The organism is Oceanisphaera marina (assembly GCF_014643915.1).
GTDB classification, from domain to species: Bacteria; Pseudomonadota; Gammaproteobacteria; order Enterobacterales; family Aeromonadaceae; genus Oceanimonas; species Oceanimonas marina.
Genome location: NZ_BMKE01000005.1, coordinates 39,856 through 63,607, shown reverse-complemented (window position 1 = coordinate 63,607; position 23,752 = coordinate 39,856). Strand labels below are relative to the sequence as shown.

At 51.9% G+C, this 23,752-nt stretch carries 23 protein-coding genes and 2 tRNA genes; 12 read left to right on the top strand and 13 right to left on the bottom strand.

Going from position 1 to position 23,752, the window contains the following annotated elements:
* Window positions 1–47: 47 nt before the first annotated feature.
* Genes potA through IEW52_RS04420 form a run of 4 tightly spaced genes read left to right on the top strand, consistent with a single transcriptional unit; the run spans window position 48 to window position 3,858 of the window.
* Window positions 48–1,151, top strand: a complete 1,104-nt coding sequence (gene potA, locus IEW52_RS04435) for a spermidine/putrescine ABC transporter ATP-binding protein PotA (protein WP_188628864.1) — start codon at window positions 48–50, stop codon at window positions 1,149–1,151.
* Window positions 1,138–2,049, top strand: coding sequence for a spermidine/putrescine ABC transporter permease PotB (gene potB, locus IEW52_RS04430; protein ID WP_188628863.1), 912 nt, complete (start codon window positions 1,138–1,140; stop codon window positions 2,047–2,049). Before potA ends, potB begins: the two co-directional genes overlap by 14 nt.
* Window positions 2,042–2,812 (top strand): spermidine/putrescine ABC transporter permease PotC, encoded by a 771-nt coding sequence (gene potC, locus IEW52_RS04425; RefSeq protein ID WP_188628862.1) that lies wholly within the window; start codon window positions 2,042–2,044, stop codon window positions 2,810–2,812. Before potB ends, potC begins: the two co-directional genes overlap by 8 nt.
* Entirely contained in the window at window positions 2,809–3,858 is a 1,050-nt protein-coding gene (locus IEW52_RS04420) for an extracellular solute-binding protein (protein WP_188628861.1), read from the top strand. Before potC ends, IEW52_RS04420 begins: the two co-directional genes overlap by 4 nt.
* A gap of 66 nt (window positions 3,859–3,924) precedes the next feature.
* On the opposite strand, the gene cobB is transcribed toward IEW52_RS04420, so the two are convergent.
* From cobB to IEW52_RS04375, 9 genes are all read right to left on the bottom strand, one after another.
* A complete protein-coding gene (cobB, locus tag IEW52_RS04415) occupies window positions 3,925–4,638 on the bottom strand; it encodes a Sir2 family NAD+-dependent deacetylase (protein ID WP_188628860.1) in 714 nt (237 codons plus the stop codon).
* 245 nt (window positions 4,639–4,883) lie between these two features.
* Complete coding sequence (gene ihfA, locus IEW52_RS04410) at window positions 4,884–5,201, bottom strand: integration host factor subunit alpha (protein WP_188628859.1); 318 nt, start codon at window positions 5,199–5,201, stop codon at window positions 4,884–4,886.
* A 1-nt stretch (window position 5,202) separates the two neighbouring features.
* Window positions 5,203–7,590: a phenylalanine--tRNA ligase subunit beta gene (gene pheT, locus IEW52_RS04405; RefSeq protein WP_188628858.1), complete on the bottom strand. Its 2,388-nt coding sequence runs from the start codon at window positions 7,588–7,590 to the stop codon at window positions 5,203–5,205.
* A 15-nt stretch (window positions 7,591–7,605) separates the two neighbouring features.
* Window positions 7,606–8,523: a phenylalanine--tRNA ligase subunit alpha gene (gene pheS, locus IEW52_RS04400; RefSeq protein ID WP_229667788.1), complete on the bottom strand. Its 918-nt coding sequence runs from the start codon at window positions 8,521–8,523 to the stop codon at window positions 7,606–7,608.
* A 156-nt stretch (window positions 8,524–8,679) separates the two neighbouring features.
* Window positions 8,680–9,036, bottom strand: coding sequence for a 50S ribosomal protein L20 (gene rplT, locus IEW52_RS04395; protein ID WP_188628857.1), 357 nt, complete (start codon window positions 9,034–9,036; stop codon window positions 8,680–8,682).
* Window positions 9,037–9,052: 16 nt separating this feature from the next.
* Window positions 9,053–9,247 carry a 50S ribosomal protein L35 gene (gene rpmI, locus IEW52_RS04390; RefSeq protein WP_104485177.1) on the bottom strand — a complete coding sequence of 65 codons (195 nt, stop codon included), beginning with the start codon at window positions 9,245–9,247 and terminating at the stop codon, window positions 9,053–9,055.
* 75 nt (window positions 9,248–9,322) lie between these two features.
* Window positions 9,323–9,820: a translation initiation factor IF-3 gene (gene infC, locus IEW52_RS04385; RefSeq protein ID WP_444544013.1), complete on the bottom strand. Its 498-nt coding sequence runs from the start codon at window positions 9,818–9,820 to the stop codon at window positions 9,323–9,325.
* Between the two features lie 41 nt (window positions 9,821–9,861).
* Window positions 9,862–11,796, bottom strand: a complete 1,935-nt coding sequence (gene thrS, locus IEW52_RS04380; protein ID WP_188628856.1) for a threonine--tRNA ligase — start codon at window positions 11,794–11,796, stop codon at window positions 9,862–9,864.
* Window positions 11,797–12,002: 206 nt separating this feature from the next.
* A complete protein-coding gene (locus IEW52_RS04375; RefSeq protein WP_188628855.1) occupies window positions 12,003–12,446 on the bottom strand; it encodes a tellurite resistance TerB family protein in 444 nt (147 codons plus the stop codon).
* A gap of 75 nt (window positions 12,447–12,521) precedes the next feature.
* Here IEW52_RS04375 and IEW52_RS04370 point away from each other — a divergent pair, with 75 nt between their 5' ends.
* The 3 genes from IEW52_RS04370 (at window position 12,522) to IEW52_RS04360 (ending at window position 14,432) form a co-directional block, all read left to right on the top strand.
* Window positions 12,522–13,385, top strand: a complete 864-nt coding sequence (locus tag IEW52_RS04370) for a fructosamine kinase family protein (RefSeq protein WP_188628854.1) — start codon at window positions 12,522–12,524, stop codon at window positions 13,383–13,385.
* Window positions 13,386–13,393: 8 nt separating this feature from the next.
* The gene (locus IEW52_RS04365) at window positions 13,394–14,140 is read left to right on the top strand and encodes a pteridine reductase (RefSeq protein ID WP_188628853.1); all 747 of its coding nucleotides are present in this window, start codon (window positions 13,394–13,396) and stop codon (window positions 14,138–14,140) included.
* 88 nt (window positions 14,141–14,228) lie between these two features.
* On the top strand, window positions 14,229–14,432 hold the full coding sequence (locus IEW52_RS04360; protein ID WP_188628852.1) for a CPXCG motif-containing cysteine-rich protein: 204 nt from the start codon (window positions 14,229–14,231) through the stop codon (window positions 14,430–14,432).
* Between the two features lie 108 nt (window positions 14,433–14,540).
* Here the strand turns inward: IEW52_RS04360 and IEW52_RS04355 are convergent, their stop codons facing one another.
* Entirely contained in the window at window positions 14,541–15,146 is a 606-nt protein-coding gene (locus IEW52_RS04355) for a riboflavin synthase subunit alpha (RefSeq protein ID WP_188628851.1), read from the bottom strand.
* 166 nt (window positions 15,147–15,312) lie between these two features.
* On the opposite strand from IEW52_RS04355, the gene IEW52_RS04350 reads away from it, so the two are divergent.
* From IEW52_RS04350 to IEW52_RS04335, 4 genes are all read left to right on the top strand, one after another.
* On the top strand, window positions 15,313–16,701 hold the full coding sequence (locus IEW52_RS04350; protein WP_188628850.1) for an MATE family efflux transporter: 1,389 nt from the start codon (window positions 15,313–15,315) through the stop codon (window positions 16,699–16,701).
* A complete protein-coding gene (locus tag IEW52_RS04345; RefSeq protein ID WP_229667787.1) occupies window positions 16,691–17,680 on the top strand; it encodes a DUF3080 family protein in 990 nt (329 codons plus the stop codon). Before IEW52_RS04350 ends, IEW52_RS04345 begins: the two co-directional genes overlap by 11 nt.
* A gap of 89 nt (window positions 17,681–17,769) precedes the next feature.
* A tRNA-Val gene (locus IEW52_RS04340) sits at window positions 17,770–17,846 on the top strand.
* A 15-nt stretch (window positions 17,847–17,861) separates the two neighbouring features.
* A tRNA-Val gene (locus IEW52_RS04335) sits at window positions 17,862–17,938 on the top strand.
* A gap of 160 nt (window positions 17,939–18,098) precedes the next feature.
* Here the strand turns inward: IEW52_RS04335 and IEW52_RS04330 are convergent.
* The 3 genes from IEW52_RS04330 to IEW52_RS04320 all read right to left on the bottom strand — a co-directional run bounded on the left by IEW52_RS04330 (window position 18,099) and on the right by IEW52_RS04320 (window position 21,157).
* Window positions 18,099–19,241, bottom strand: coding sequence for a glycerate kinase (locus IEW52_RS04330; RefSeq protein ID WP_188628848.1), 1,143 nt, complete (start codon window positions 19,239–19,241; stop codon window positions 18,099–18,101).
* Between the two features lie 118 nt (window positions 19,242–19,359).
* Entirely contained in the window at window positions 19,360–20,460 is a 1,101-nt protein-coding gene (locus IEW52_RS04325; protein ID WP_188628847.1) for a CdaR family transcriptional regulator, read from the bottom strand.
* A gap of 103 nt (window positions 20,461–20,563) precedes the next feature.
* The gene (locus IEW52_RS04320) at window positions 20,564–21,157 is read right to left on the bottom strand and encodes an NAD(P)H-dependent oxidoreductase (RefSeq protein WP_188628846.1); all 594 of its coding nucleotides are present in this window, start codon (window positions 21,155–21,157) and stop codon (window positions 20,564–20,566) included.
* Between the two features lie 669 nt (window positions 21,158–21,826).
* Between IEW52_RS04320 and IEW52_RS04315 the strand changes: the two genes are divergently transcribed.
* Window positions 21,827–23,749, top strand: a complete 1,923-nt coding sequence (locus IEW52_RS04315; protein ID WP_188628845.1) for a PrkA family serine protein kinase — start codon at window positions 21,827–21,829, stop codon at window positions 23,747–23,749.
* Window positions 23,750–23,752: the final 3 nt, after the last annotated feature.

Below are 23,752 nucleotides of genomic sequence, written 5' to 3'. Positions count from 1 at the left end.
TTGGTTTTCAAAACGCGGTGCGTTTTCATCGAGGTGTATAAGGCTACATGGCGGAACAACCTATTCCCCTAGTCTCTCTGACGGGTATCAGTAAAACATTCGACGGTAAAGCTATCATAGATAATCTGGACTTATCCATTTATGACGGCGAATTCCTCACTATTCTCGGCCCTTCCGGCTGTGGTAAAACCACGGTACTGCGCTTGATTGCCGGCCTTGAGCAGGCAGACAGCGGCCGTTTGACCCTGGCAGGTAGCGACATTACCACCGTGGCAGCCGAACACAGACATGTGAACACGGTATTTCAAAGTTACGCCCTTTTTCCGCACATGACGTTATTCGACAACGTGGCCTTTGGCTTGCGCATGCAAAAGCTGCCAAAAAGCGAAATCACTCCCCGGGTGCTGGAAGCCCTGAAGATGGTGCAGCTGGATACCATGGCCAACCGCTATCCGCATCAGTTATCAGGGGGTCAGCAACAACGGGTGGCCATTGCCCGAGCTGTGGTCAATCGCCCCAAGGTATTGCTGCTGGATGAATCCTTGAGTGCACTCGATTACAAACTGCGCAAGCAAATGCAAAGCGAGCTTAAGCAGCTGCAGCGCCGTTTGGGGATTACCTTCGTATTTGTGACGCACGATCAGGAAGAAGCCTTGTCGATGTCGGACAGAATCGTGGTGATGCACGGCGGCAAGGTGGTGCAAGACGGGACTCCTCGAGAAATTTATGAATCACCGGCCAACCTGTTTGTGGCGCGCTTTATTGGCGAGATCAACATCATGGACGGGGAGCTTCTCAACCCGGCGACCCCGGGTAGTTGGCATGCGCGGGTAGAAGGCCGCGACTGCGTGGTACACAGCCAGCAGCCGTTTAGCGCCGGTGACAAGGTGTGCGTGTTGCTGCGCCCGGAAGATCTGCGCATGAAGATCTGTGCTGCCAATACGGGGGGCGGCATCGCCGGGCGTATCGTTGAACGGCTATATAAAGGCGCCACCCTGGAGTCTCGGGTCGAGCTGCAGTCTGGCCAGCATGTCTTGGTGTCCGAGTTCTTTGATGAAGACGATCCCGACTTTGATTATCGGCTGGGCGAGCAAGTAAACCTCACCTGGGTAGATAGCTGGGAAGTGGTATTGCCCTATGAACAACACTAACACCCTGGCGACTCGGCCACTGGCGGCGAGCATAAAAAGCCTGCCGGGTAACGGCTTCAGAAATCTGGCGGTTGCCCTGATTGTGGGCTGGTTGTTGTTGTTTGTGTTCTTGCCCAACCTGATGATCATTGCCACCAGCTTTATGACCCGGGATCACGCCAGCCTGATCAGCCTGGTATTCAGCCTGGACAGTTACAGCCGTTTGCTCGATCCCCTCTACATAAAGGTACTGGGGCATTCGTTGCTGATGGCGGGCACCGCCACCCTGCTGTGTTTGCTGGTGGGTTATCCGTTTGCCTATATTATCGCGAAAATGCCGGTGCGTGTTCGGCCGTTATTGTTGTTTTTGGTGATCATCCCGTTTTGGACCAATTCGTTAATCCGCACCTATGCCCTGAAAATAGTGTTGGGTACCAAGGGTTTGTTGAACACGGCGTTATTGAGCATGGGGCTGATTGAACAGCCGCTGCGCATCATGTTTAGTGAAGTGGCGGTGATCATCGGCCTGGTGTACATACTGCTGCCCTTTATGGTGCTGCCTTTGTACTCGGCCATTGAAAAACTCGATGTTCGCCTATTGGAAGCCGCACAGGATTTGGGCGCGGGCGCGATGTCGCGGTTTTTCCGCATTATTTTGCCGCTGACGCTACCCGGCATTGTAGCCGGCTGCTTGCTGGTATTTTTGCCGGCGCTCGGCATGTTTTATATCTCGGACTTGCTGGGCGGCGCCAAAAACCTGTTGATCGGTAATATCATCAAGACCCAGTTTTTGAATATTCGCGACTGGCCTTTTGGTGCCGCCACCAGTGTGACCTTGACGGTACTGATGGCCGGCATGATGTATCTGTATTACCGCGCGGCGAAAATGATGAACAAGAAGGTGTCACTCGATGATTAAGTGGCTAAAGGGCAGTTTTTTACTGTTGGTATTCGCCTATCTGTACATTCCGATTGGCGTTTTGATAGCCAACGCCTTTAATCGTTCCAAATTTGGTATTCGCTGGGAAGGCTTTACCCTGGAGTGGTTTGATCGGCTGGTCAATAACGCCAGCCTGATGGAAGCGGCCCGTCATTCGCTGACCATAGCACTGATATCGGCCACCGGTGCGGCACTGATTGGCACCTTGGCCGCCGTAGCGCTGTATCGGTACTCGTTTCGCGGTAAGCAGTTTGTGGGCGGCATGCTGTTTGTGGTGATGATGTCGCCCGATATTGTCATGGCCATTTCCCTGCTGGCGCTGTTTGTGGTGCTGGGTATTTCGCTGGGCTTTTGGTCGCTGCTGTTTGCCCACATTACCTTTTGTTTGCCCTTCGTGGTGATTACCGTGTACTCCCGATTAAAAGGGTTCGATGTGCGCATGCTGGAGGCGGCAAAAGACTTGGGCGCGAGTGAAGCGGTGACCTTTCGCCGTATCATTTTACCCTTGGCCGCTCCCGCCATTGCCGCGGGTTGGTTACTCAGTTTTACCCTGTCGCTGGACGATGTGATTGTCAGCTCGTTTGTTACCGGGCCGAGTTATGAAGTGTTGCCGTTAAAAATATACTCTATGGTCAAGGTGGGTGTGTCGCCAGAGGTGAATGCCCTGGCTACGTTAATGTTGGCAATGTCGCTGATCCTGGTGGTGATAGCGCAGTTACTGTTAAGGAAGAAACAATTATGAAATCAGTCGTTCGTCCTTTGGCCTGGATTATGGCTGCCACCTTTCCGGTGCTGGCGCAGGCACAAGATCGCCTGTCGGTGTATGCCTGGGCCGAGTATTTGCCCGATACCGTATTGCAGGCCTTTACCAAAGAAAGCGGCATTAAGGTGGACTACGCCAGCTTTGACTCAAACGAAGCACTGTATGCCAAGCTGAAGCTGCTGCAAACCAGCAACGCGAAGGAAAGCTACGATATTATTTTTCCGTCCAGCTACATGGTGAGCAAGATGGCTCGTGAAGGCATGTTACAGCCGCTGGACAAGAGCAAGCTGCCGCATTTTTCCGAACTGGACGACAGCATTTTGAACAAGGACTTCGATCCTGATAACCAATACAGCATGCCCTACTCGTTTGGCAGCACCGCCATTGCCATTAATCGTGACGATCTGGCGGACGCCGAGGTCACATCCTGGCAGGATTTGTGGGACAGCCGCTGGGAAAACCAGCTGATGCTGACGGATGATATTCGTGAAAGTTTTCAAATGGCGCTGTTAACCCTGGGATTTTCGGCCAACAGCCGTGATCCGGCAGAAATCAAGGCCGCCTACGAAAAGCTGATCCCGTTGCAGAGCAACGTACTGCTGTATAATTCGGATAACCCGCGCATGCCGTATGTCACGGGTGAAACCTCGCTGGGCTTGCTGTGGAGCGATCAGGCCTATAAAACCCAGCAAGACGGCATAGCGCTGGACTATGTCTATCCGAGTGAAGGCGCCATTTTCTGGGTGGACAGTGCGGTGATCCCGAGCAATGCCAAATCGGTGGATGCTGCGCATCAGTTCCTGGACTTTTTAATGCGCCCCGAAGTGGCCGCGCAGATCATTCAGGAATTGGGTATCGCCGTTCCCAACAAGGGGGCCAAGGCATTGCTGCCTGCCGAGGTGGCGGTTAATCCGGTGTTGTTCCCCTCAGCCGAGGTGATCAATCAGGGGCATTTTCAGGAAGATCTGGGCGACGAGGTGCTCGCCATTTATGAAGGCTACTGGGTAAAACTGCGCTCGCAGTAACCTGACACTCACTACAACGGCAACAAGGCCCGCATTTAGCGGGCTTTTATTAACCGCCCGTCCCCTTTATCGTGCCTCTAATAATTCCTCGACGTATTTCACTACCTCTATGGTTGCGCGGCCATAGCGGTGCTCGGCAAAGTGAGTCTTGCCCTGGCTGGGCTCTAAATTGATTTCTATAGTATGGGCATTGTGCATGGCGGCCTCGTGCACCAGGCCGGCGGCCGGATATACGTTACCCGACGTACCTATGGATATGAACAGGCTGGCTTCACTCAGTGCCTGATAGATGCGGTCCAGCCCCAGAGGCATCTCTCCAAACCACACCACATGGGGCCGTAACGGCTCCGGAAACTGACAACACTGACACATATCCGTGCTTTGAATGGCCGTCGGCCAATCTATTGTTTGTTTGCTGTGCGGACAGCGTGCTTTTAATAATTCGCCGTGCATGTGCAGCACATTTTTACTGCCAGCCCTCTCATGCAGATCATCGATGTTTTGTGTAACTATGGTCACCTGATCTGGCCACTGCGCTTCAAGCTTTGCCAATGCCAGATGTGCCGCATTAGGCTCCACCGTGTGTAGTAGCTCCCGTCGGGCATTATAAAACCGATGCACCAACTCGGGGTCACGTTTATACCCTTCGGGCGTGGCGACATCTTCTATGTGATGTTCTTCCCACAAACCATCGCTGGCTCTAAAGGTTCTAATACCCGATTCGGCTGAAATACCCGCTCCGGTAAGAATAACAATGTTACCTTTATGCACTGGCCGCATACCTCTGTTGACACTAATCATTAACATTAAGTGGTTTAGGCTAACAGCTATGCAGGTTCAAGGCCAATACGGCCTTAGTCTTACTCTTTCAAGCATGTGAAGAGTAATAGGTAAAGAGTGAAGAGTGAAGAGGACAACAGGAAGCACTATGTACCTGGAATGTTCGGTGTGTAAGCTTGTCCCCTTGACTCTTTACCCTTCACTTTCTACAAAATAAAAAGCCAGGCTCTGGGCCTGGCTGTATTTTACTCTGCTGAGGAGTCTGATTCATCGAGTTGTGAGAGATGTTCAACTCTGGCTTTAAGCTTTTGCCCTGGCCTGAAGGTGACCACTCGGCGCGCCGAAATGGGGATATCTTCTCCGGTTTTAGGGTTGCGCCCCGGGCGCTCCCCTTTATTTCGTAACTCGAAGTTGCCGAAACCGGAAATCTTTACCTGTTCGCCTTGTTCAAGCGCGGAGCGTATTTCTTCAAAAAACGCTTCCACCATCTCTTTGGCATCGCGCTTGGACAAGCCAAGTTCGGTAAACAGATGCTCTGCTAAGTCGGCTTTGGTTAAGGCCATATCAATCCCTCAAGGATGCACTAAACTCGTCAGAAAGCGCCGTCACAATACGCGCAACCGTATCGGCAATTTCCTTCTCTTCCAAAGTTCTGTGGGTATCTTGCAACACCAGGCTGAGCGCGAGGCTCTTCTTGCCGTCACTGATGCCCTGACCTTGGTATACATCAAACAAGTTTAATCCAACCAATTGATTCCCGCCAACTTTCCTTGTTAAATCAAGGATATCGCCAGCAGCCACATCTTGGTCTACCACCAGGGCCAAATCGCGACGGTTGGCAGGGAAACGAGAAATCTCGGCGACCTCAGGAACCAGACGTTCACTAATGGCAGCCAGTTCGACTTCAAACACATAGGCCTGAGACTTGAGGCCCAGTTTGCGCAACAGGCTGGGGTGTACGGCACCCAGGGTACCAACTTGGCGCCCCTGGTTCAGCAACACGGCCGACTGCCCCGGATGCAAGGCACTGATGTCAGCCCGGGCAAACGAGAAATCAAGCGCTTTGCCGCCAATGGCCAGCAGGCTTTCCACATCGCCTTTAACATCGAAAAAATCGGCGCCGGTGGCGGCCATATTCCAATGCTCACTGTTAACGGTACCCAATAACAGGCCGGCCAGCACCTGAGTCTGGCGCACGCCATTTTCTGCCGTGTCATCGGGAATAAAGGTCAGACCCTGTTCGAACAGGCGTAATCTGGGCTGCTGACGATTCTGGTTATATACCGCCGCCTGGATCAGGCCTGGCCATAACGACACCCGCATTTCCGACATATCGGCGGCAATCGGGTTGGGCAGAGTCATGGTTTTGACTTCGGGAAACAGCAGTTTCTGTTGTTTGGGATCTACAAAGCTGTAGGTAATGGCTTCCTGATACCCCAGGTCGACCAAGGCATCTTTCAAGCGATTAAGGGGCAATCTGGCTTCGCGATGCTGTGACATGGTCAAGCCGGCCACGGGTGCCAGGTTAGGAATATTGTTATAGCCGTAGATGCGCGCCACTTCTTCCACCAGATCTTCTTCGATACTGATGTCGAAACGATAGCTGGGCACCACCACCTGCCAACCGTCGGTGGTGGCGGTGACATCCAGACCCAAACGGGCCAGCATATCGCTCACCTGCTCGGCGGCAATGTCGATACCGATTAACCGATTGAGTTTGGCATGACGCAGGTTGACGGTATTGGCTGTCGGCAGTTTATCTTCCGCCAGTGCTTCCACGACAGGGCCGGCTTCGCCGCCACAAATATCGAGCAACAGTGCGGTGGCCCGCTCCATCACCTTATGTTGCAGCTGATAATCGACGCCCCGCTCGAAACGGTGAGAGGAGTCGGTGTGCAAGCCGTAGTTACGGGCACGGCCGGTAATGGACAAGGGGCTGAAGAAAGCACATTCCAGCAATACATCACGGGTTTGTTCGGTCACGCCTGTGGCCTGGCCGCCAAAAATACCCGCCATGGCAATGGCTTGCTGGCTGTCGGCAATCACCAGGGTGTCATTGTTCAGGCTCACTTCAACGCCGTCGAGCAGCGTCAGTTTTTCGCCCTGCTCTGCCATGCGCACCTGAATGTCGCCATTCAAGGTCGCCAGGTCGAAGGCATGCATGGGCTGGCCCCATTCCAACAACACGAAGTTGGTGATGTCGACCACGGGATCTATGCTGCGAATGCCACTGCGACGCAGCTTTTCCTGCATCCACAACGGTGTGGTCGCGCTAACATCAATATTCTTGACGACTCGGCCGAGATAACGAGGACAGGCATCGGCGGCGTCCAGGGTAATATTAACCTTGTCGTCGATGGTGGCGGTGACCGCCGGGATCTCGGGCCAGTTAACATCTTGCTGGTTGAGCACGCCCACTTCACGGGCCACACCGGCCAGACTCAAACAGTCGGCACGGTTAGGGGTGAGATCGATATCGATAATCTCGTCGTTCAGCTGCAAATAGTCACGCACGCAGGCACCCACAGGCGCGTCGGCGGGCAACTCGATAATACCGCTGGAGTCCAGTTCGATACCGATTTCGCCGTAAGAGCACAGCATGCCGTGAGACGGCTGGCCACGCAGCTTGGCTTTCTTGATTTTGAAGTCACCGGGCAGTATTGCGCCGACGACGGCGACCGCGACTTTCAGGCCGAGGCGGCAGTTGGGGGCACCGCAGACGATGTCGAGCAGCTCGTCACCACCTACGTTGATTTTGGTGACGCGCAGCTTGTCGGCATCGGGATGTTGGCCACATTCGACCACTTCACCCACAATGACCTGACTGAAGTCACCGGCGACAGGCTCAATGCCGTCCACTTCCAGCCCAGCCATGGTAATTTGCTCGGCAAGAGCCTCGGCGTTAAGGCCGGTAGCAACCCACTCGTCCAGCCATGATTTTGAAAATTTCATTTTTGCTCCAGCCGCTTAACCAAATTGCTTTAGAAAACGCAGATCATTTTCGAAGAAGGCGCGCAAATCGTTCACGCCGTAACGCAGCATGGTCAAACGCTCCACCCCCATGCCGAAAGCGAAACCGCTGTAACGCTCGGGGTCTATGCCCACAGAACGCAGTACGTTCGGGTGCACCATGCCGCAACCGAGCACTTCCAGCCATTTTCCGTTCTTGCCCATCACATCCACTTCGGCGCTGGGCTCGGTGAAGGGGAAGTAAGAAGGACGGAAGCGGATTTGCAGGTCTTCTTCGAAAAAGTTGTGCAGAAAATCGTGCAACACGCCTTTCAACTGGGTAAAGCTGACGTTTTCGTCGACCAGCAAGCCTTCCACCTGATGAAACATCGGGGTATGGGTTTGATCGTAGTCATTACGATACACGCGGCCTGGTGAAATAATGCGGATCGGCGGCTGCTGGTGTTCCATGGTACGAATTTGCTCAGCTTGGGATTGAAATAAAAGGTATCGTGATCGGCCCGTGCCGGATGGTGTGCCGGAATAGCCTTCGGCCACCTGAAAGCCCAGCTCGCCAAAAAACGATTCAATACGTTTAATGGTACGAGTGACCGGGTGCAAACCACCCATGCTTTGACGGCGCCCCGGCAGACTGATGTCCAGGGTTTCCGACGCCAGTTTCTGGTTCAACTCGGCCAGCTGCAGAGTTTCGCGCTTGCTGTTGATGGCGTCGTTTACCGCTTGTTTGGCCTGGTTGATCACTTGACCGGCCGCGGGACGCTCTTCGGCGGATAACTTGCCCAGGGCTTTGGACTGTTCGGTAAAAAAGCCTTTTTTACCCATGTAATGCACCCGGATGTCATCCAGTTCGGCGGCGTTGGCGGCTGCCAGGATCTCCGCCTGTGCTTTGACGATCACGTCTTGCAGCTGATCCATGTATTCCTCGTTACTTGCCCGCATGATGCAGACACTGAATAATTTGAAGGGCTTGATAATAAAGGATTTGTCTTTTTTCTGCCACCGCTGAACTTGCGCGCAGGCAACAAAAAAGGAGGCCGGAGCCTCCTTTTTTTATTTCATCGTCTTAACGACTTATACCAGGGCTTCTTTTGCTTTGGCAACCAAAGCAGTGAAGGTGGTTTTGTCATGTACGGCGATATCAGCCAGGATCTTGCGATCGATTTCAACAGAGGCTTTTTTCAGGCCATTGATGAAGCGGCTGTAAGACAGACCGTTCTGACGGCTTGCAGCGTTGATACGCGCAATCCACAGCTGACGGAACTGACGTTTTTTCGCGCGACGGTCACGATATGCATATTGACCGGCTTTGGTTACTGCCTGTACCGCTACGCGATAGACGCGCGAACGGGCACCGTAATAACCTTTGGCTTGCTTTAATATTTTCTTATGACGAGCACGAGCTGTCACACCACGTTTAACTCTTGGCATTATTCACTATCCTCTTTTAAGCGGTCGGCAACATGGATTTGATCTGGGCAACATCAGAAGGTGCTACCAGACACTTACCGCGCAGCTGACGCTTACGCTTGGTGCTTTTCTTTGTGAGGATGTGACGCAGGTGGGATTGCTTACGCTTAAAGCCACTCGCAGTTTTTTTAAAGCGCTTTGCAGCACCTTTATTACTTTTCATTTTCGGCATAACAACTCCGCATTGTTAATAACAACAAACAGACAAGGCGAGCCGGATAACCATTACCCGGCTACTTGCAAAACCTTACTGTTTTTTCTTCGGGGCCAGCACCATGACAGCTTGACGCCCTTCCATTTTTGGAAAAGCTTCAACAACGGCCAATTCGTCCAAGTCCGCTTTAATACGGTTGAGCAAATCGAAACCGAGGTCTTGGTGCGCCATTTCACGACCGCGAAAACGCAGTGTGATTTTGGCTTTGTTGCCCTCTTCTAAAAAGCGAACCAGGTTGCGTAGTTTTACCTGGTAATCGCCATCATCAGTTCCGGGACGGAATTTAATTTCCTTCACCTGAATTTGTTTGTGCTTTTTCTTTTGTTCTTTAGTCGCCTTGCTCTTTTCGTAGATGAATTTACCAAAATCCATCAAACGGCAAACGGGCGGCTCGGCATTGGGACTGATTTCCACCAGATCTACGCCTGCAACGGCGGCAGCTTCGAGAGCTTCAGCAATAGGTACAACACCCAAAGCTTCACCTTCAAGGCCGACCAATCTAACTTCTGGTAGTCGGATTTCTTCGTTCAGTCGATTGCGTGGAGCTGGTTTGCTCCCTCTTTTAGCGCCTTTTATAACTTATCCTCCACTGTTTTCTTTCCGCGAGTCTGGATTTCCTGCTGTATCAGCTGGCTGAGTTCTTCTACATCGAACACGCCTAAATCCAGTCCTTTCCGGGTACGAACCGCTACTTTGCCGGCTTCGACTTCTTTGTCGCCGCAAACCAACATGAAAGGTACCCGCTTCAGAGTATGTTCGCGGATTTTAAAGCCTATTTTCTCATTTCTCAAGTCTGCTTTGGCCCTAATGCCAACATTATTCAGACTACTAGTGAGATTGAGGGCGTAATCGGCCTGATTATCGGTAATATTGAGCACCACCACCTGAGTGGGGGCAAGCCAGGTCGGAAACAAACCGGCATACTCTTCTATTAGTATACCGATAAAGCGCTCGATCGACCCTAGAATAGCACGGTGAATCATAACCGGCACGTGACGTTCGTTGTCTTCGCCCACATAACTGGCACCCAAACGGCCAGGCAGTGCAAAATCGAGCTGTATTGTACCACACTGCCACGCGCGATTCAGACAATCGTGCAGTGTAAACTCGATTTTAGGACCATAAAAGGCACCTTCGCCTGGCTGCCGGTCATAAGCAATGCCCGCGGCAGTCAGTGCCTGTTGCAAGGCAAGTTCGGCCTGATCCCACACTTCATCACTGCCAATGCGCTCTTCGGGCCGGGTAGACAGCTTCACCACGATATCGGTAAAACCAAAGGTCTCGTAGGTGTCGTATACCAGCTTGATGCAATCGGACACTTCAGACTGTATTTGCTCTTCGGTACAGAAAATATGCGCGTCGTCCTGAGTAAAGCCACGCACGCGCATCAGGCCATGCAGTGCGCCGCTTGGTTCGTTACGGTGACAGCTGCCGAATTCGCCCATGCGCAGTGGCAGGTCGCGGTAGGACTTCAGGCCCTGATTGAAAATCTGCACGTGGCCCGGGCAGTTCATCGGCTTGATGGCATACTCACGATTTTCCGAGCTGGTGGTAAACATATAGTCGGCGTACTTGTCCCAGTGACCGGAACGCTCCCACAATATGCGGTCCATCATCAAGGGGCCTTTTACCTCTTGATACTGGTATTCACGCAGCTTGTCGCGCACAAACTGCTCCAGCTCGCGGAAGATGGTCCAGCCGTCGTTATGCCAGAACACCATGCCCGGCGCCTCTTCCTGCATATGGTACAGGTCAAGTTGCTTGCCGATTTTACGGTGATCGCGCTTGGCGGCTTCTTCCAGCTGCAGCAAATACCCCTTGAGGGCTTTTTTGTCGGCCCAGGCGGTGCCGTAAATGCGTTGCAGCATCTTGTTTTTGGAGTCGCCACGCCAGTAGGCACCGGACGTTTTCTGCAGTTTGAAATGCTGACAAAACTTCATGTTGGGGACATGAGGTCCACGGCACATATCCACGTATTCTTCGTGATAATACAAACCGGGACGGTCGTCCTGACTGACGTTTTGATCGAGAATTTCAATCTTGTAAGGTTCATGCCGTTCGGCAAAGGTGTCGCGGGCTTCTTGCCAGCTGACTTTTTTCTTGATCACCTGGTAGCCGGTTTTCACCAGCTCTTGCATGCGCTTTTCAAGCTTGGCGATGTCTTCTTCGGTCAGGGTGTGATCAAGGTCAACGTCATAATAGAAACCGTTATCGATCACGGGGCCGATGGCCATCTTGGTCTGGGGCCAGAGCTGCTTGATGGCATGACCCAGCAGGTGAGCACAAGAGTGGCGCAGAATCTCCAGGCCGTCCTGGTCCTTGGCGGTAATAATGGCTAATTGCGCATCGTGTTCGATCAGCTCACAGGCATCAACCAATTGTCCGTCGATACGTCCTGCAATACAGGCCTTGGCCAGCCCCGGACCTATATCCAGGGCGACGTCCATCACGGAAACTGCATGGTCAAAATGGCGTTGATTACCATCGGGAAGAGTAATTGTCGGCATGAAATATCCTCAACAGTGGTGCACCCTACCAAAGCGCACATGTAATGTATGAAAATGAACCCAGATTTTGCGCAAGCTTCATTGCTGTTAACCGTCTGGCGTACCTTGCCAGTTTGGCGCACCTTGAACTAAAACGTTGGGGTGGCACAGGTTAGGGGGCGAAACTTTATCAGAACTCCCCCTCGCCCGCCATGCCGGGTTGCGGCTTAAAGGCCAGCTTTTTCTTGAGCCTGATGTTTAAGCCAGATAAACCGGCTGTGAGGGATGTACAGCAGATCTGCCACCTGGCGGATAATGCCTTCTTCTTGCGGGTCCAGCTGACCATCACTAAAGGCGACCGCCCATAAGGCGAACAGAATGTCTTCCCGCTCTGCAATGGGCAGCGTTTTCAGCTCGGCGGTAAATTCATAAAGCGAGACTATCTGGTCTTGCTGCGCCTTGTTAGCAGCAAGCAGTTGCTGCACGGTAGCGGCATTTTGGCGGGTTAACCGTACCAGCAAATGTTCAAGCGTCTGCCGCTCTTCTTCACTGGCATTACCGTCTGCCAGCATCACTTCACTGAGCAAGGCGGTAATGGCCACGTCTTTGCCTGGTGTCGAGTCAGCGCTTGTATTGTCGGCAGAAAACCATTGTTTCAATTGTTCAAGCATCAGCATTCCTCAATGGTGAATGTCATGTATAGCCTATAATGTTGACACTATCTTCGTCAGTATCCGGGAGACATTATGTGGCCCACTATTGCCAATCAGATCAGCGAAGCGACAAAAACCGACTTCAGTGTGTTGAACAAGCAGCCACTGGCGGGCGGTGACATTAATCGTGCCTTTCGTATTGATGATGGCGACACCGCATTCTTTGTAAAATTAAACGACGCTGCACAGATCGATAAATTTCGTTGTGAATGGACCAGCCTGGAGCATCTGGCGGCGGCCAATACATTACAGGTGCCCAAGCCCGTTTGCTGTGGCAGCACACTAAGCAGCAGCTTTCTGGTATTGTCCTACCTATCCTTTCACGAGGGCTGCGAACAGGCCTGGTATGCACTGGGTCAGCAATTGGCTCGGCTGCATCAAAGTCAGCAGCAACCCATGTACGGCTGGGACGAAGACAATTTTCTTGGGCTGTCGGTACAACCTAATGCCTGGCACAAGAAGTGGTCAACTTTTTTTGCCGAACAACGCATTGGCTGGCAGTTGACGATTTTGGCTGACAAGGGGATCCATTTTGGTGATATCGGTGACATTGTCACCGGAATCAAACTCCGGTTGGTGCACCATCAGCCTTCGGCCTCTTTGCTACATGGCGATCTATGGCGGGGAAATGTGGCTTTTCATGATAATCAGCCGGTGGTATTCGACCCTGCGAGTTATTTTGGTGATCGGGAAATCGATATCGCCATGACGGAGCTATTTGGTCAGTTTCCTCATGTATTCTATCAAGGCTACAATACCGTGTGGCCGCTAGACCCAGGCTATAGACAACGACGTGAAATTTATCATCTTTATCACCTGCTTAATCACGTCAGTCATTTTGGCGAGCCCTATCGTGAACAGGCCAACAGCAGTGTCAATCGCATACTTTCCAGCTAGGAGCATCCATGTCATCACCCGTGATCTTGATAACCGGCGCCGCCAAACGTATTGGGGCCGAGATAAGCCGGCATTTGCATCAGTTGGGTTATCGTCTGGTGTTGCATTATCACACCAGTGAAACGGCCGCGCTTTCCCTGCAGCAAGAGCTGAACGGCATCACCCCTCACAGTGTGGCGATTATTCGCCAGGATCTAACCGAACTAGACCAACTTGCTCACATGGCCGATCGGGTACTGGCCTGTTTTGGGCGCCTTGATGGTGTGATTAATAATGCTTCCAGCTTTTATCCGACTCCGCTCACATCGAGCACTCCGGCACAATGGCAGGATTTGATCAGCACCAATGCCGCCGCACCGTTTTTTCTAACCCAGGCTCTGATACCGGCATTGCGCCAACATAACGGCGCAATTATCAATATGGTGGATATACATGCGGAAAAAGGCCTGCAGCATCATTTGTTATACAGCATGGCAAAAAATGCACTGGCCACGTTGACCCGAGGGTTGGCCTGTGAACTGGCACCGGATATTCGAGTAAACGGTATCGCCCCCGGGGCCATCATTTGGCCTGCTCATGATTTGACTGCCGAGCAAAAACAGCAGGTATTGGCCACAATACCCATGGGGCGGTTGGGTCAGGTACAAGAAATCGCCGAAACGGCGGCCTTTTTGCTGGGTGGCCCGGCTTATTTGACCGGCCAGATTATTGCACTGGATGGCGGACGTTCGAGCCGCGGGCTAAGTGAGGCCTGATGCGGTAACCGGGTGAGCAGTCATCAATGTGCAGTACCTGATGTGGTAACTTGTGTTGTTCAATCTATTGATGTGAAGGAGCCAGCAGATGCGAGATTATTTTGAGCAGACGATTCATTGCCCTCATTGCGGGCATCATACCAACATTGTGGTGGATGCGTCCGAGGGCGATCAAAACTACTATGAAGATTGCAGAGCCTGCTGTAATCCCATGCATCTGACGGTGACTCGTAATGAGATGACTGACCAGGTCGAGGTGAGTATTGATGCCGACGACGAACAAATTTTCTGAAGTCGCGACATTGGTAAAATAATAGTCTGCATGTTGGCATAATATTGGTGATTGCCGGCATGCAAGGTCCGCTGTCTATCAAGCACAGCCTAGACAGCGCAACCTGAATCATCGGCTGGCCATGACCCGCTCTACCGTATCGACGATGGCTTGAGTCTGGGGGTCTATCTCTATGTTTACCTGGGCCCCTTCCCTGATCCGGCCCAGGTTGGTGCGTGCCAGGGTTTCCGGGATAAGATGCACGGCAAAGCGATCGGACTGCACCGCCCCCAGAGTCAGGCTAATGCCGTCTATACCAATGTACCCCTTGGTAAACACATATTTTGCCAGGTTCTCTGGCAAGGCAAACCACAAGGTGGTGTTGGTCTCGCTGGTCTGACGCTCCAGCAAGGCGCTCATGGCCATAATGTGGCCCGACATGGCATGACCACCAATTTCATCACCAAAGCGCGCGGCCCTTTCCAGGTTAACCTTATCCCCTACTACAAGCTGACCTAGATTGGTCACCCGCAAGGTTTCCTGCATCAGATCAAAACTCACCTGCTGACCATCAATGGCCGTTACCGTCAAACAGCAGCCGTTGTGTGCAACAGAAGCGCCCAACTCAAGGCCCGGCAACAATTGGCCAGGTAATTGCACCTGGTGAGTGCGGAAGTCTTGTTTGTCGATAATATTCAATAGGGTGCCTTGGCCTTGCACGATTCCGGTAAACATGATTTTTCCTTTAAAATGTCAGTTAAAGATAGTGGGAAAAAGCAGCCATCAAGGCTATATTCCCAATGATTGTCGATTCTTCAGTATTTGTTACCAAAGTGAACACCCAAAATGCGCACTTCCCCGCTATTCGACAAACCTCTTTTCTTTTGCAAGTGAGAATAACATGGCCTTGAAGCCTTATTTATATGAAATTCCCCGTTTATTGCGGTTATGTGGCCCTATTCTGGTCGCCCAGGTAGCACAGACCACCATGAGCTTTGTGGATACCGTCATGGCCGGCCAGGTCAGTGCCACCGATCTGGCCGCGGTCGCCGTGGCCACCAGTTTTTGGCTGCCGCTTATTCTCCTGGTTCAAGGCGTGATTATGGCGCTGACGCCCATTATATCGCAATTGAATGGCGCTCGTCGTCATGGCGAGGTGGCCAGTGCCGTGCATCAAGGTTTTTGGTTAACCCTGTTGGTGACCCTGCCTGCCATGCTGGCGCTCTATTATTCGCCACAGGCTTTGCACTGGATGAACGTAGAGCCTTTGCTGGCAGAAAAAACCGCCGGTTATTTGCATGCCATCTTGTGGGGCATGCCCGCCTATGCCTTGTATCAGGTATTGCGTAACTTCAGTGAGGGCTTGTCACATACCCTGCCTACCATGCTCATCGGCTTTCTCGGCTTGATGGTGAATATTCCAGCCAACTATGTGCTGATCCATGGCAAATTTGGCATGCCCGCACTGGGCGGCGTGGGCTGTGGTTATGCTTCGGCATTGGTGTTCTGGGTGATGCTGATTGGCATGGTCATTTATACTCGGCGCTCACCGCTACTGCGGCCATTTATGGTGTTTTCCACATTAAGCGCACCAAACTGGCCACAAATAGGTCGCTTGTTTCGCCTTGGCTTCCCCATTGCGCTGGCCATTTTCTGTGAAGTCACCCTGTTTACCGTGGTGGCGCTATTATTAGCTCCTTTTGGAGCAGAAATTGTTGCCGGACACCAAATTGCCATAAACTTTTCAAGCATCATTTTTATGATACCGCTAAGTCTTGGCATGGCCATGACCATACGCGTTGGTCACTGTTTGGGAGAAAAACAGGCAGAAAGAGCCAAACGGATCAGTATTGCTGGCATTATTCTAGGGTGTTTGGTGGCCTTGCTGACGGCACTGGCTACCGTATGGGGCCGCTATTGGATTGGCAGTTTATATACCGATAACAGCCAGGTACTCGAACTGGCCGCCAGCTTGCTGCTACTGGCCTCTTTGTATCAAATATCAGACTCGGCCCAGGTGATTGCCGCCGCGGCATTACGGGGTTATAAAGATACCCAGACCATTTTTTATATTACCTTTGTGTCGTTCTGGTTATGTGGCTTGCCTATCGGCATGGTGCTGGGCATGACCGATTGGGTTGTGCCCTCTATGGGGCCTCACGGTTTCTGGATTGGTTTTTTGGCGGGCTTGTCGATAGCGGCGTTCTCATTAATATGGCGATTGCGGGTGATTTATGCACGGGTCGAACATAATAATCGGGCTAACCTGCCTCTTGTTGATGGCATGTAGTCCAAAAGACGAACTGGAACACCATTTTCATACTTATCTAAAACGGGTTGCTCATGTACTGGAGGTAGCAGAGCCGGAGCTAACAGCGGCCCCGACCTTGCCACCCTTGCCTGCCCAGCGCGAGCTGGTACTGGAGCAGGATCGCATCAGCACCGGCGTACTGGATGCATTGAAGCTGGGTCAATGTGATTTGCTTGCGCTGGTCGGGGAACACAACAGCCCGGTCGGTAAAAGTCAGAGTGCCGCCGGTCAGCTGTTCTATCACCTGCAATTTCAACAGGGCTTGCAACTGTGTCAGGCCACACACCCCGATCCCAAGCTGCAAACCTGGTTGCATGATATTGAACAACAAAAAGCCCCGCTGCTGTCAGGATTTCACTGGAATATGATGGTTGCAGAGCCCGAAATTCGCGCCGCGCTGACTCCTCGCACAAGGACTCTTTCTTTCAACCAGCAAGTGGGCTACCAGGCAACGATACGGGCGTTCGATTTGTTCGCCCAACTACAGAGCAAGGCGCAAGGTAAGCTGGACACACAACCGCTCAGTGCCGGGCAACTCAACCAGGCATTGGCCGGCTTATACCAGAATCCGTATCTGGGCCGTTTATTTTACTCGTTGCACAGTGCGGGCCACTACCTTGAGCAAAGTATTGGGTTCTTGCAGCCATTGGCGCAGTATGACTGTCAGCGTGGCGGGCGAATAAACGCCGAGCGACTGCGCAATGCCATGCAGCATTATTACATTAAGGATATTCAGCGCTATCTGAGCCAGATTGATCGCCAGTTTGTACAGTTGGCGCCCCTGCTGCAAAGCACGCTTGCTCCCCCGCAAAGCAAGCGCGCCCAGATGCTTGCTTATCAACAGCAGATCGCAATGGGATTGAACAGTCAGCTGTATGTTCGCTACCGACAACTCACGCTTGAACATGCCCGAGTGTGGCAAACGTTTTTAAAGCGGTGCGATATTTCACCAACTTGACCAATAGTTCTCCATCTGTTTGTAGAGTAACAAAAAAGGCTTGCCAGTCTTTAGTACCTTGGCTAGTATACCGCTCGCTCAGACATGATACGCCCTTAGCTCAGTTGGTTAGAGCGCTACCTTGACATGGTAGAGGTCGGTGGTTCGAATCCACTAGGGCGTACCAAACTTGTTGCAATCTGCGTCCTTAGCTCAGTTGGTTAGAGCACTACCTTGACATGGTAGGGGTCGGTGGTTCGAATCCACTAGGACGCACCAAACATTGAAAAGCCCGCTCAATTGAGCGGGTTTTTTGCTTTTGTAAGTTCATGCGAGAAATGCTGAATGCCGTTAATATGGCTGAAGATGAACGCGCTTGCAGATCTACAGGTAAGGGGTTTCCCCCTTACCTTTCACGTACCCCTCTTAACCAGCAAACTTACTTCGCGCTTTGCATGGCCAACAGGGTGGCGATGTTTTTGGCGGTAAAGGTCACGTTCTTCTCGGCACCGGCAAAGGCTTCTTTCAGCGTCATCACGCGCGGCATAATAGAGAATACCGCATCAATACCATGATCGCAGACCACGGCCACGTCATCACTGATGCTGCCTGCAATGCCAATAACGGGAATGTCATAGATTTTAGCGGTTTTGGCCACGCCGATTGGCGTCTTGCCAAAAATAGTCTGGCTGTCGATACGACCTTCACCTGTGATCACCAGGTCGGCGCCTTTTACCGCTTCTTTCAGCTTGGTTGCTTCAACCACGATGTCAATACCGGGTCTAAAGCTGGCTTGCATAAAGGTCATCATGCCAAAGCCCATACCCCCTGCGGCGCCGGCGCCCTTTTTTTCTCGCTGATCGGTAAAGCCGCTGGCCACAATCACATCGGCCAGATGCGTTAGCGCGTTCTCCAGTGTGACTTTTTGTTCGGCAGTGGCGCCTTTTTGCGGACCAAAAATAGCGGTCGCGCCTCGGTCACCCAACAGTGGATTGTCCACGTCGCATGCCACTTCAAAAGTACAATCGGCCATGGCAGGGTGCAGTTCGCTTAAATCAATGTGCTTCAAGTCGATAAGTGCTGCACCGCCGTCGGCAATCACTTTGCCTTGTTCGTCAGTGAACCGGGCTCCCAGCGACGCCAGCATGCCCATACCGGCATCGTTGGTGGCACTGCCGCCAAGGCCAACAATAATATGACGCACACCGGCATCCAGGGCATGACGGATCAGCTCGCCGGTGCCCCGGGAAGTGGCAATACAGGGATTGCGTTCTTCCAGTGCCACATGGTGCAGGCCAGAGGCAGAAGCCATCTCGATAACGGCGGTTTTGCCATCGCCCAGCAAGCCGTAGTGTGCCTCAACCTGATTACCCAGCGGGCCGGTTACCTGAGTGCGTACTATGGTGCCGTCGGTGACCGCAACCAAGGCTTCAACCGTCCCTTCTCCGCCATCTGCCATCGGAACCAGGGTGTACTCAGCATCAGGAAAAACCGCGAGAAAACCCTGTTTGACTGCTTCTGCCACTTCCAGAGCGGACAAGCTTTCTTTAAAAGAATCCGGAGCAATAACAATTTTTTTCATGTGAGTACCTTCATGGTAGACGTCAAAGAGAAAACCAGTATCTGTGCTTTGGTTGGCAATTACCATGTGCAAAAGCACAAGCTGGCATGCTTGTTTTTGTGCGCCACGCTTTTACAAACTAATCGAGAATGATTTTGCCAAGATAGAGCCGAAACAGTTGATCCAGCTTTTTGTAATCCACCCCGGTAATCGCATGAATTCTATCGAGCCGATAGCGCAGGGTATTTCTATGAATATTGAGCTTGCCGGCGCAGGTCAGCATGTCTGCCGACGAAGAAATAAGCGTATGCAGCGTTAAGCGCAGCGTACCATTGGGGTCTTGTGCCATCAGCGCTCGATACTCCTTGGTCAGCTCTGCCAGATGCCAGCCTTTGGCCAATGAAGCAATAATGATTTTTTCTTTATGGCTGTCGTAGGAATACAAGGTCGCAGCTCCGCTGGCACCATCTGCGGCCCCAAATTGCAGAGCAGCCATCGCGGTTGCATAAGAAAGTGCCAATTCCGACAAAGTGTTGACTGTCACGCCGACACCAATGCTCACAGGTTGTGCAAGCAGGTCGACCAGTTGTGCTATTTTTGCATCAACCTTTGCTTTGGCGTCGAGTATCAAGGTTAAACCTGACTCCTGACTATAAAAAAACAGGCCGTTCACACTTAAATCCAGTGCGGCATTCAGGTCCAGAATCTGTTGATAAAAACGAGCGTGACTCTTGGGTTTGATGGTAATGCACAGTGCCGGATAGCGGATCTGCAGCTGCAGCTCTTTCAACCGCTCATGCAAGGCAGACTCGTCCAATTGGCCATAAACCAGCTGTTTGAGACAATTCTCTTTCTCGACACGCAATAACAATGCGGCGTCTTTTTCCCGACTTTGTTCCACCAACAGCTCGGCAGTCATTTTCAGCAAGGCGCCCAGCTCGCAGACCTGAGCGGGATCGCCGGTAATGCCCACAACCCCTATGCAGTTACCTTGATACTCTATGGGCAGGTTCACTCCTGGCTTGGCACCGGCCAAATACCGGGTACCCGCCTGATCGACCGTGACCGATTTCTGGTGCTGTATCACCCAGCTTGCGCCCTCGTGTACCCGGCCCACCCGGCTGACATCGGTAGACGCCACCACGATTCCCTTCTTGTTCATCACGTTGATGTCGTAGGGGATCAGGCCTTTGGTGCGGGCAATGATTTTCTCGGCAATAATGTCTTCAATTTCCATCATATGATCTTTGTCATTCAAGATGTTTGCATGCGTGGTGATGTCGCTTCAGCGCTGAGGGTCGGCACTTATTGCCAACCTTGATTTTGTATGTTGGCATAACTGGTCAGACAATAACTGCCAGTGCTTCCAACTGTTCTCTGGCTCGTTGTAATTCGGTTTGCTTTTGTTCACCACTCATATGCAGGGCCTCGGCATACACAAATTCAATATCGGCAATGCCCAGAAAGGTCAGTATGGTTTTCAGGTAATCCGTCATCATATCGTGGGGAGTGCCTTTATGCTGGCCGCCGCGCGTAGTCACCACCACGGCTTTCCTGGTGTTCAGCAACCCCTGAACGCCCTGCTCTGTATAGCGGAACGTGACACCGGCACGGCAAACCAGATCAATCCAGGCTTTTAATTGTACCGGAATATGAAAGTTGTACATGGGAGCGGCAATCACCAGGGTGTCGGCCTGATTCAATTCAGAGATCAATTGTTCAGACAGCGCCAGCATATCAGCCTGTTGTGTTGTCAGTTCACTGGCGCCTCGCAAAGCCTGGGCGCCAGCACCGTCCAGCATGGGCAAGGGTGCGGCGGCCAAATCACGGCACATCACCCGCTCGCCATCCAGGTGCTGCATTAAATGATCGAGCAGTTGGGACGATTGAGAATGTTCACCCAAAATACTGGATTTAATTACGAGTGTATTGGTCAACTTAGGCGTCCTCATCATTCATAAATGATCAACATATCAAACTGTTGCCATCATACCCGCATGCAAGCAGCAGACCATAAAATAATTGCGCAACCTGCGGCACGCTTAATCTCGGACGAAAATAGGGCGCTAAGCCGAAAATATGTCGATTGGTTTACGTTAACGTAAGAATAAGTAATCGGAAGGGTTGCTGATGCAGAAAAAGAAAACCCTCGCAAGCGAGGGCAAAATAAACGGAAACGTGCTTAAACAGAGCTACACATCATAGTCACCAAGTTGACCACTCAAGCTGGACAAATGGCTTAACTGCAATGTCCGTCCAATCTAACCGGAGCCAAATGTGAAGTCAACGCATAAAAGGGCAAAGGATATCAATTAAATTCCCGCGCCGCCCCCATGGTTCGTTAACGTTAAGGTAAGCATAGTAGCCCGTTAAGCGTTCCGGAAAGGTATTCCGCTGAACCACACATTGCCTCCCCTTCAAAAAAGACTCGTATGGCATATTCATAAATGAGAGTGATTTCTCAAATTCTTCGATATTTCTGAGCGTTACACAAGCGCAATGGCAAATTCATGACTAATCTTTTACCAAGGGAATGACGATGTGCGCGCAAGGCTCTTGCTGACCAGTACACAAGCACCGGAGCCGAGATTTAGGGGGAGAACACCATGGGTATTTTCGAGCATTATCAAACGCGTTATGAAAAAGCGAAAGAAGAAGAGTACAGCCTGCAGGAATTTCTGGACATGTGTCGGGAAGACAAAGCCTGCTACGCTTCGGCCTCCGAACGCCTGTTAATGGCGATTGGCGAGCCGGAAATGATCGATACCGCGAACGAGCCAAGATTAAGCCGGCTCTTCTCTAACCGGGTGATTGCCCGCTATCCGGCATTTGCCGAGTTCTATGGCATGGAAGACAGCATAGAGCAGATCGTGTCCTATCTGAAACACGCCGCTCAAGGTCTGGAAGAAAAGAAACAGATCCTGTATCTGCTGGGTCCTGTGGGGGGTGGTAAATCGTCGTTGGCCGAATGCGTAAAATCCTTGATGCAAAAGATGCCTATTTATCGCATCAAGGGCTCTCCGGTTAACGACCATCCCTTCTGTTTGTTCGACGCGGTCGAAGACGGTGCCGTACTGGAACAGGAGTACGGCATTCCCAAGCGCTATCTGCGCGCCATTATGTCACCCTGGGCGGTGAAACGATTGCACGAGTACGGCGGCGATATCACCCGCTTCAAGGTAGAGAAGGTGTATCCCTCTGTGCTGGATCAGATTGCCATCGCCAAAACCGAACCCGGTGATGATAACAACCAGGATATTTCGTCCCTGGTCGGCAAGGTCGATATACGCCAGCTTGAGCACTATGCCCAGGACGATGCGGACGCCTACTCTTACTCCGGTGCCTTGTGTAAGGCCAACCAGGGACTGATGGAATTCGTCGAAATGTTCAAGGCGCCCATCAAGGTGCTGCATCCCTTGTTAACCGCAACCCAGGAGGGTAACTATAACGGTACCGAAGGTTTGTCTGCCCTGCCCTTCGAAGGCATTATACTGGCTCACTCCAACGAGTCGGAATGGCAGCACTTTAAACATAACCGTAATAACGAGGCCTTTCTCGACCGGGTGTATATCGTCAAGGTGCCCTACTGCTTGCGGGTTACCGAAGAAATCGACATTTACCAGAAACTGCTGTTCAACAGCGAGCTGTCCCATGCCAAGTGTGCCCCTGGCACGCTGGAAACCCTGGCTCAGTTCACCGTGCTGTCACGGATGAAAGAGCCGGAAAACTCCAATCTGTACTCCAAGATGCGCGTCTATGACGGTGAAAGCCTCAAAGACACGGATCCCAAAGCCAAGTCGTACCAGGAATATCGCGACTATGCCGGGGTGGATGAAGGCATGAGTGGCCTGTCTACCCGTTTTGCCTTCAAGATTTTGTCTCGGGTCTTCAACTTCGATCATGCCGAAGTGGCGGCAAACCCGGTACACCTTTTCTATGTGCTGGAGCAGCAAATCGAGCGGGAGCAGTTTCCCCAGGAAGTTCACGACCGTTACCTTGAGTTCATCAAGGGCTATCTGATCCCCAAATACGTCGAGTTTATCGGCAAGGAGATTCAAACCGCCTATCTGGAGTCCTACTCCGAGTACGGACAAAATATTTTTGACCGCTACGTGGTGTATGCCGACTTCTGGATTCAGGATCAGGAATACCGGGATCCCGACACCGGCCAGTTGTTCGACCGCTCGGCCCTTAATGCAGAACTGGAGAAAATAGAGAAGCCCGCCGGCATCAGTAACCCGAAAGATTTCCGTAACGAAATCGTCAATTTCGTATTACGGGCCCGGGCCAACAACGCCGGTAAAAACCCGAACTGGACCAGTTATGAAAAGCTCAGAACCGTTATCGAGAAGAAAATGTTCTCGAATACCGAAGAGCTGTTGCCGGTCATTTCCTTTAATGCCAAGACCAGTGCCGACGAGCAGAAAAAACACGATGACTTTGTCGCCCGCATGATGGAAAAGGGATATACCCGCAAGCAGGTCAGGCTGTTATCCGAGTGGTATCTGCGTGTTCGCAAGTCTACTTAACAA

What these genes read in the sequence shown, in the direction of transcription:
- IEW52_RS04315 (WP_188628845.1), top strand. Translation starts at nt 21,827, where the DNA reads ATGGGTATTTTCGAGCATTATCAAACGCGTTATGAAAAAGCGAAAGAA.
- IEW52_RS04350 (WP_188628850.1), top strand. Translation starts at nt 15,313, where the DNA reads ATGGCCTTGAAGCCTTATTTATATGAAATTCCCCGTTTATTGCGGTTA.
- IEW52_RS04360 (WP_188628852.1), top strand. Translation starts at nt 14,229, where the DNA reads ATGCGAGATTATTTTGAGCAGACGATTCATTGCCCTCATTGCGGGCAT.
- potC (WP_188628862.1), top strand. Translation starts at nt 2,042, where the DNA reads ATGATTAAGTGGCTAAAGGGCAGTTTTTTACTGTTGGTATTCGCCTAT.
- IEW52_RS04325 (WP_188628847.1), bottom strand. Translation starts at nt 20,460, where the DNA reads ATGATGGAAATTGAAGACATTATTGCCGAGAAAATCATTGCCCGCACC.
- potB (WP_188628863.1), top strand. Translation starts at nt 1,138, where the DNA reads ATGAACAACACTAACACCCTGGCGACTCGGCCACTGGCGGCGAGCATA.
- rpmI (WP_104485177.1), bottom strand. Translation starts at nt 9,247, where the DNA reads ATGCCGAAAATGAAAAGTAATAAAGGTGCTGCAAAGCGCTTTAAAAAA.
- IEW52_RS04330 (WP_188628848.1), bottom strand. Translation starts at nt 19,241, where the DNA reads ATGAAAAAAATTGTTATTGCTCCGGATTCTTTTAAAGAAAGCTTGTCC.
- rplT (WP_188628857.1), bottom strand. Translation starts at nt 9,036, where the DNA reads ATGCCAAGAGTTAAACGTGGTGTGACAGCTCGTGCTCGTCATAAGAAA.
- IEW52_RS04355 (WP_188628851.1), bottom strand. Translation starts at nt 15,146, where the DNA reads ATGTTTACCGGAATCGTGCAAGGCCAAGGCACCCTATTGAATATTATC.
- thrS (WP_188628856.1), bottom strand. Translation starts at nt 11,796, where the DNA reads ATGCCGACAATTACTCTTCCCGATGGTAATCAACGCCATTTTGACCAT.
- IEW52_RS04345 (WP_229667787.1), top strand. Translation starts at nt 16,691, where the DNA reads ATGGCATGTAGTCCAAAAGACGAACTGGAACACCATTTTCATACTTAT.
- IEW52_RS04370 (WP_188628854.1), top strand. Translation starts at nt 12,522, where the DNA reads ATGTGGCCCACTATTGCCAATCAGATCAGCGAAGCGACAAAAACCGAC.
- pheT (WP_188628858.1), bottom strand. Translation starts at nt 7,590, where the DNA reads ATGAAATTTTCAAAATCATGGCTGGACGAGTGGGTTGCTACCGGCCTT.
- IEW52_RS04420 (WP_188628861.1), top strand. Translation starts at nt 2,809, where the DNA reads ATGAAATCAGTCGTTCGTCCTTTGGCCTGGATTATGGCTGCCACCTTT.
- potA (WP_188628864.1), top strand. Translation starts at nt 48, where the DNA reads ATGGCGGAACAACCTATTCCCCTAGTCTCTCTGACGGGTATCAGTAAA.
- cobB (WP_188628860.1), bottom strand. Translation starts at nt 4,638, where the DNA reads ATGCGGCCAGTGCATAAAGGTAACATTGTTATTCTTACCGGAGCGGGT.
- ihfA (WP_188628859.1), bottom strand. Translation starts at nt 5,201, where the DNA reads ATGGCCTTAACCAAAGCCGACTTAGCAGAGCATCTGTTTACCGAACTT.
- IEW52_RS04365 (WP_188628853.1), top strand. Translation starts at nt 13,394, where the DNA reads ATGTCATCACCCGTGATCTTGATAACCGGCGCCGCCAAACGTATTGGG.
- pheS (WP_229667788.1), bottom strand. Translation starts at nt 8,523, where the DNA reads ATGGATCAGCTGCAAGACGTGATCGTCAAAGCACAGGCGGAGATCCTG.
- IEW52_RS04375 (WP_188628855.1), bottom strand. Translation starts at nt 12,446, where the DNA reads ATGCTTGAACAATTGAAACAATGGTTTTCTGCCGACAATACAAGCGCT.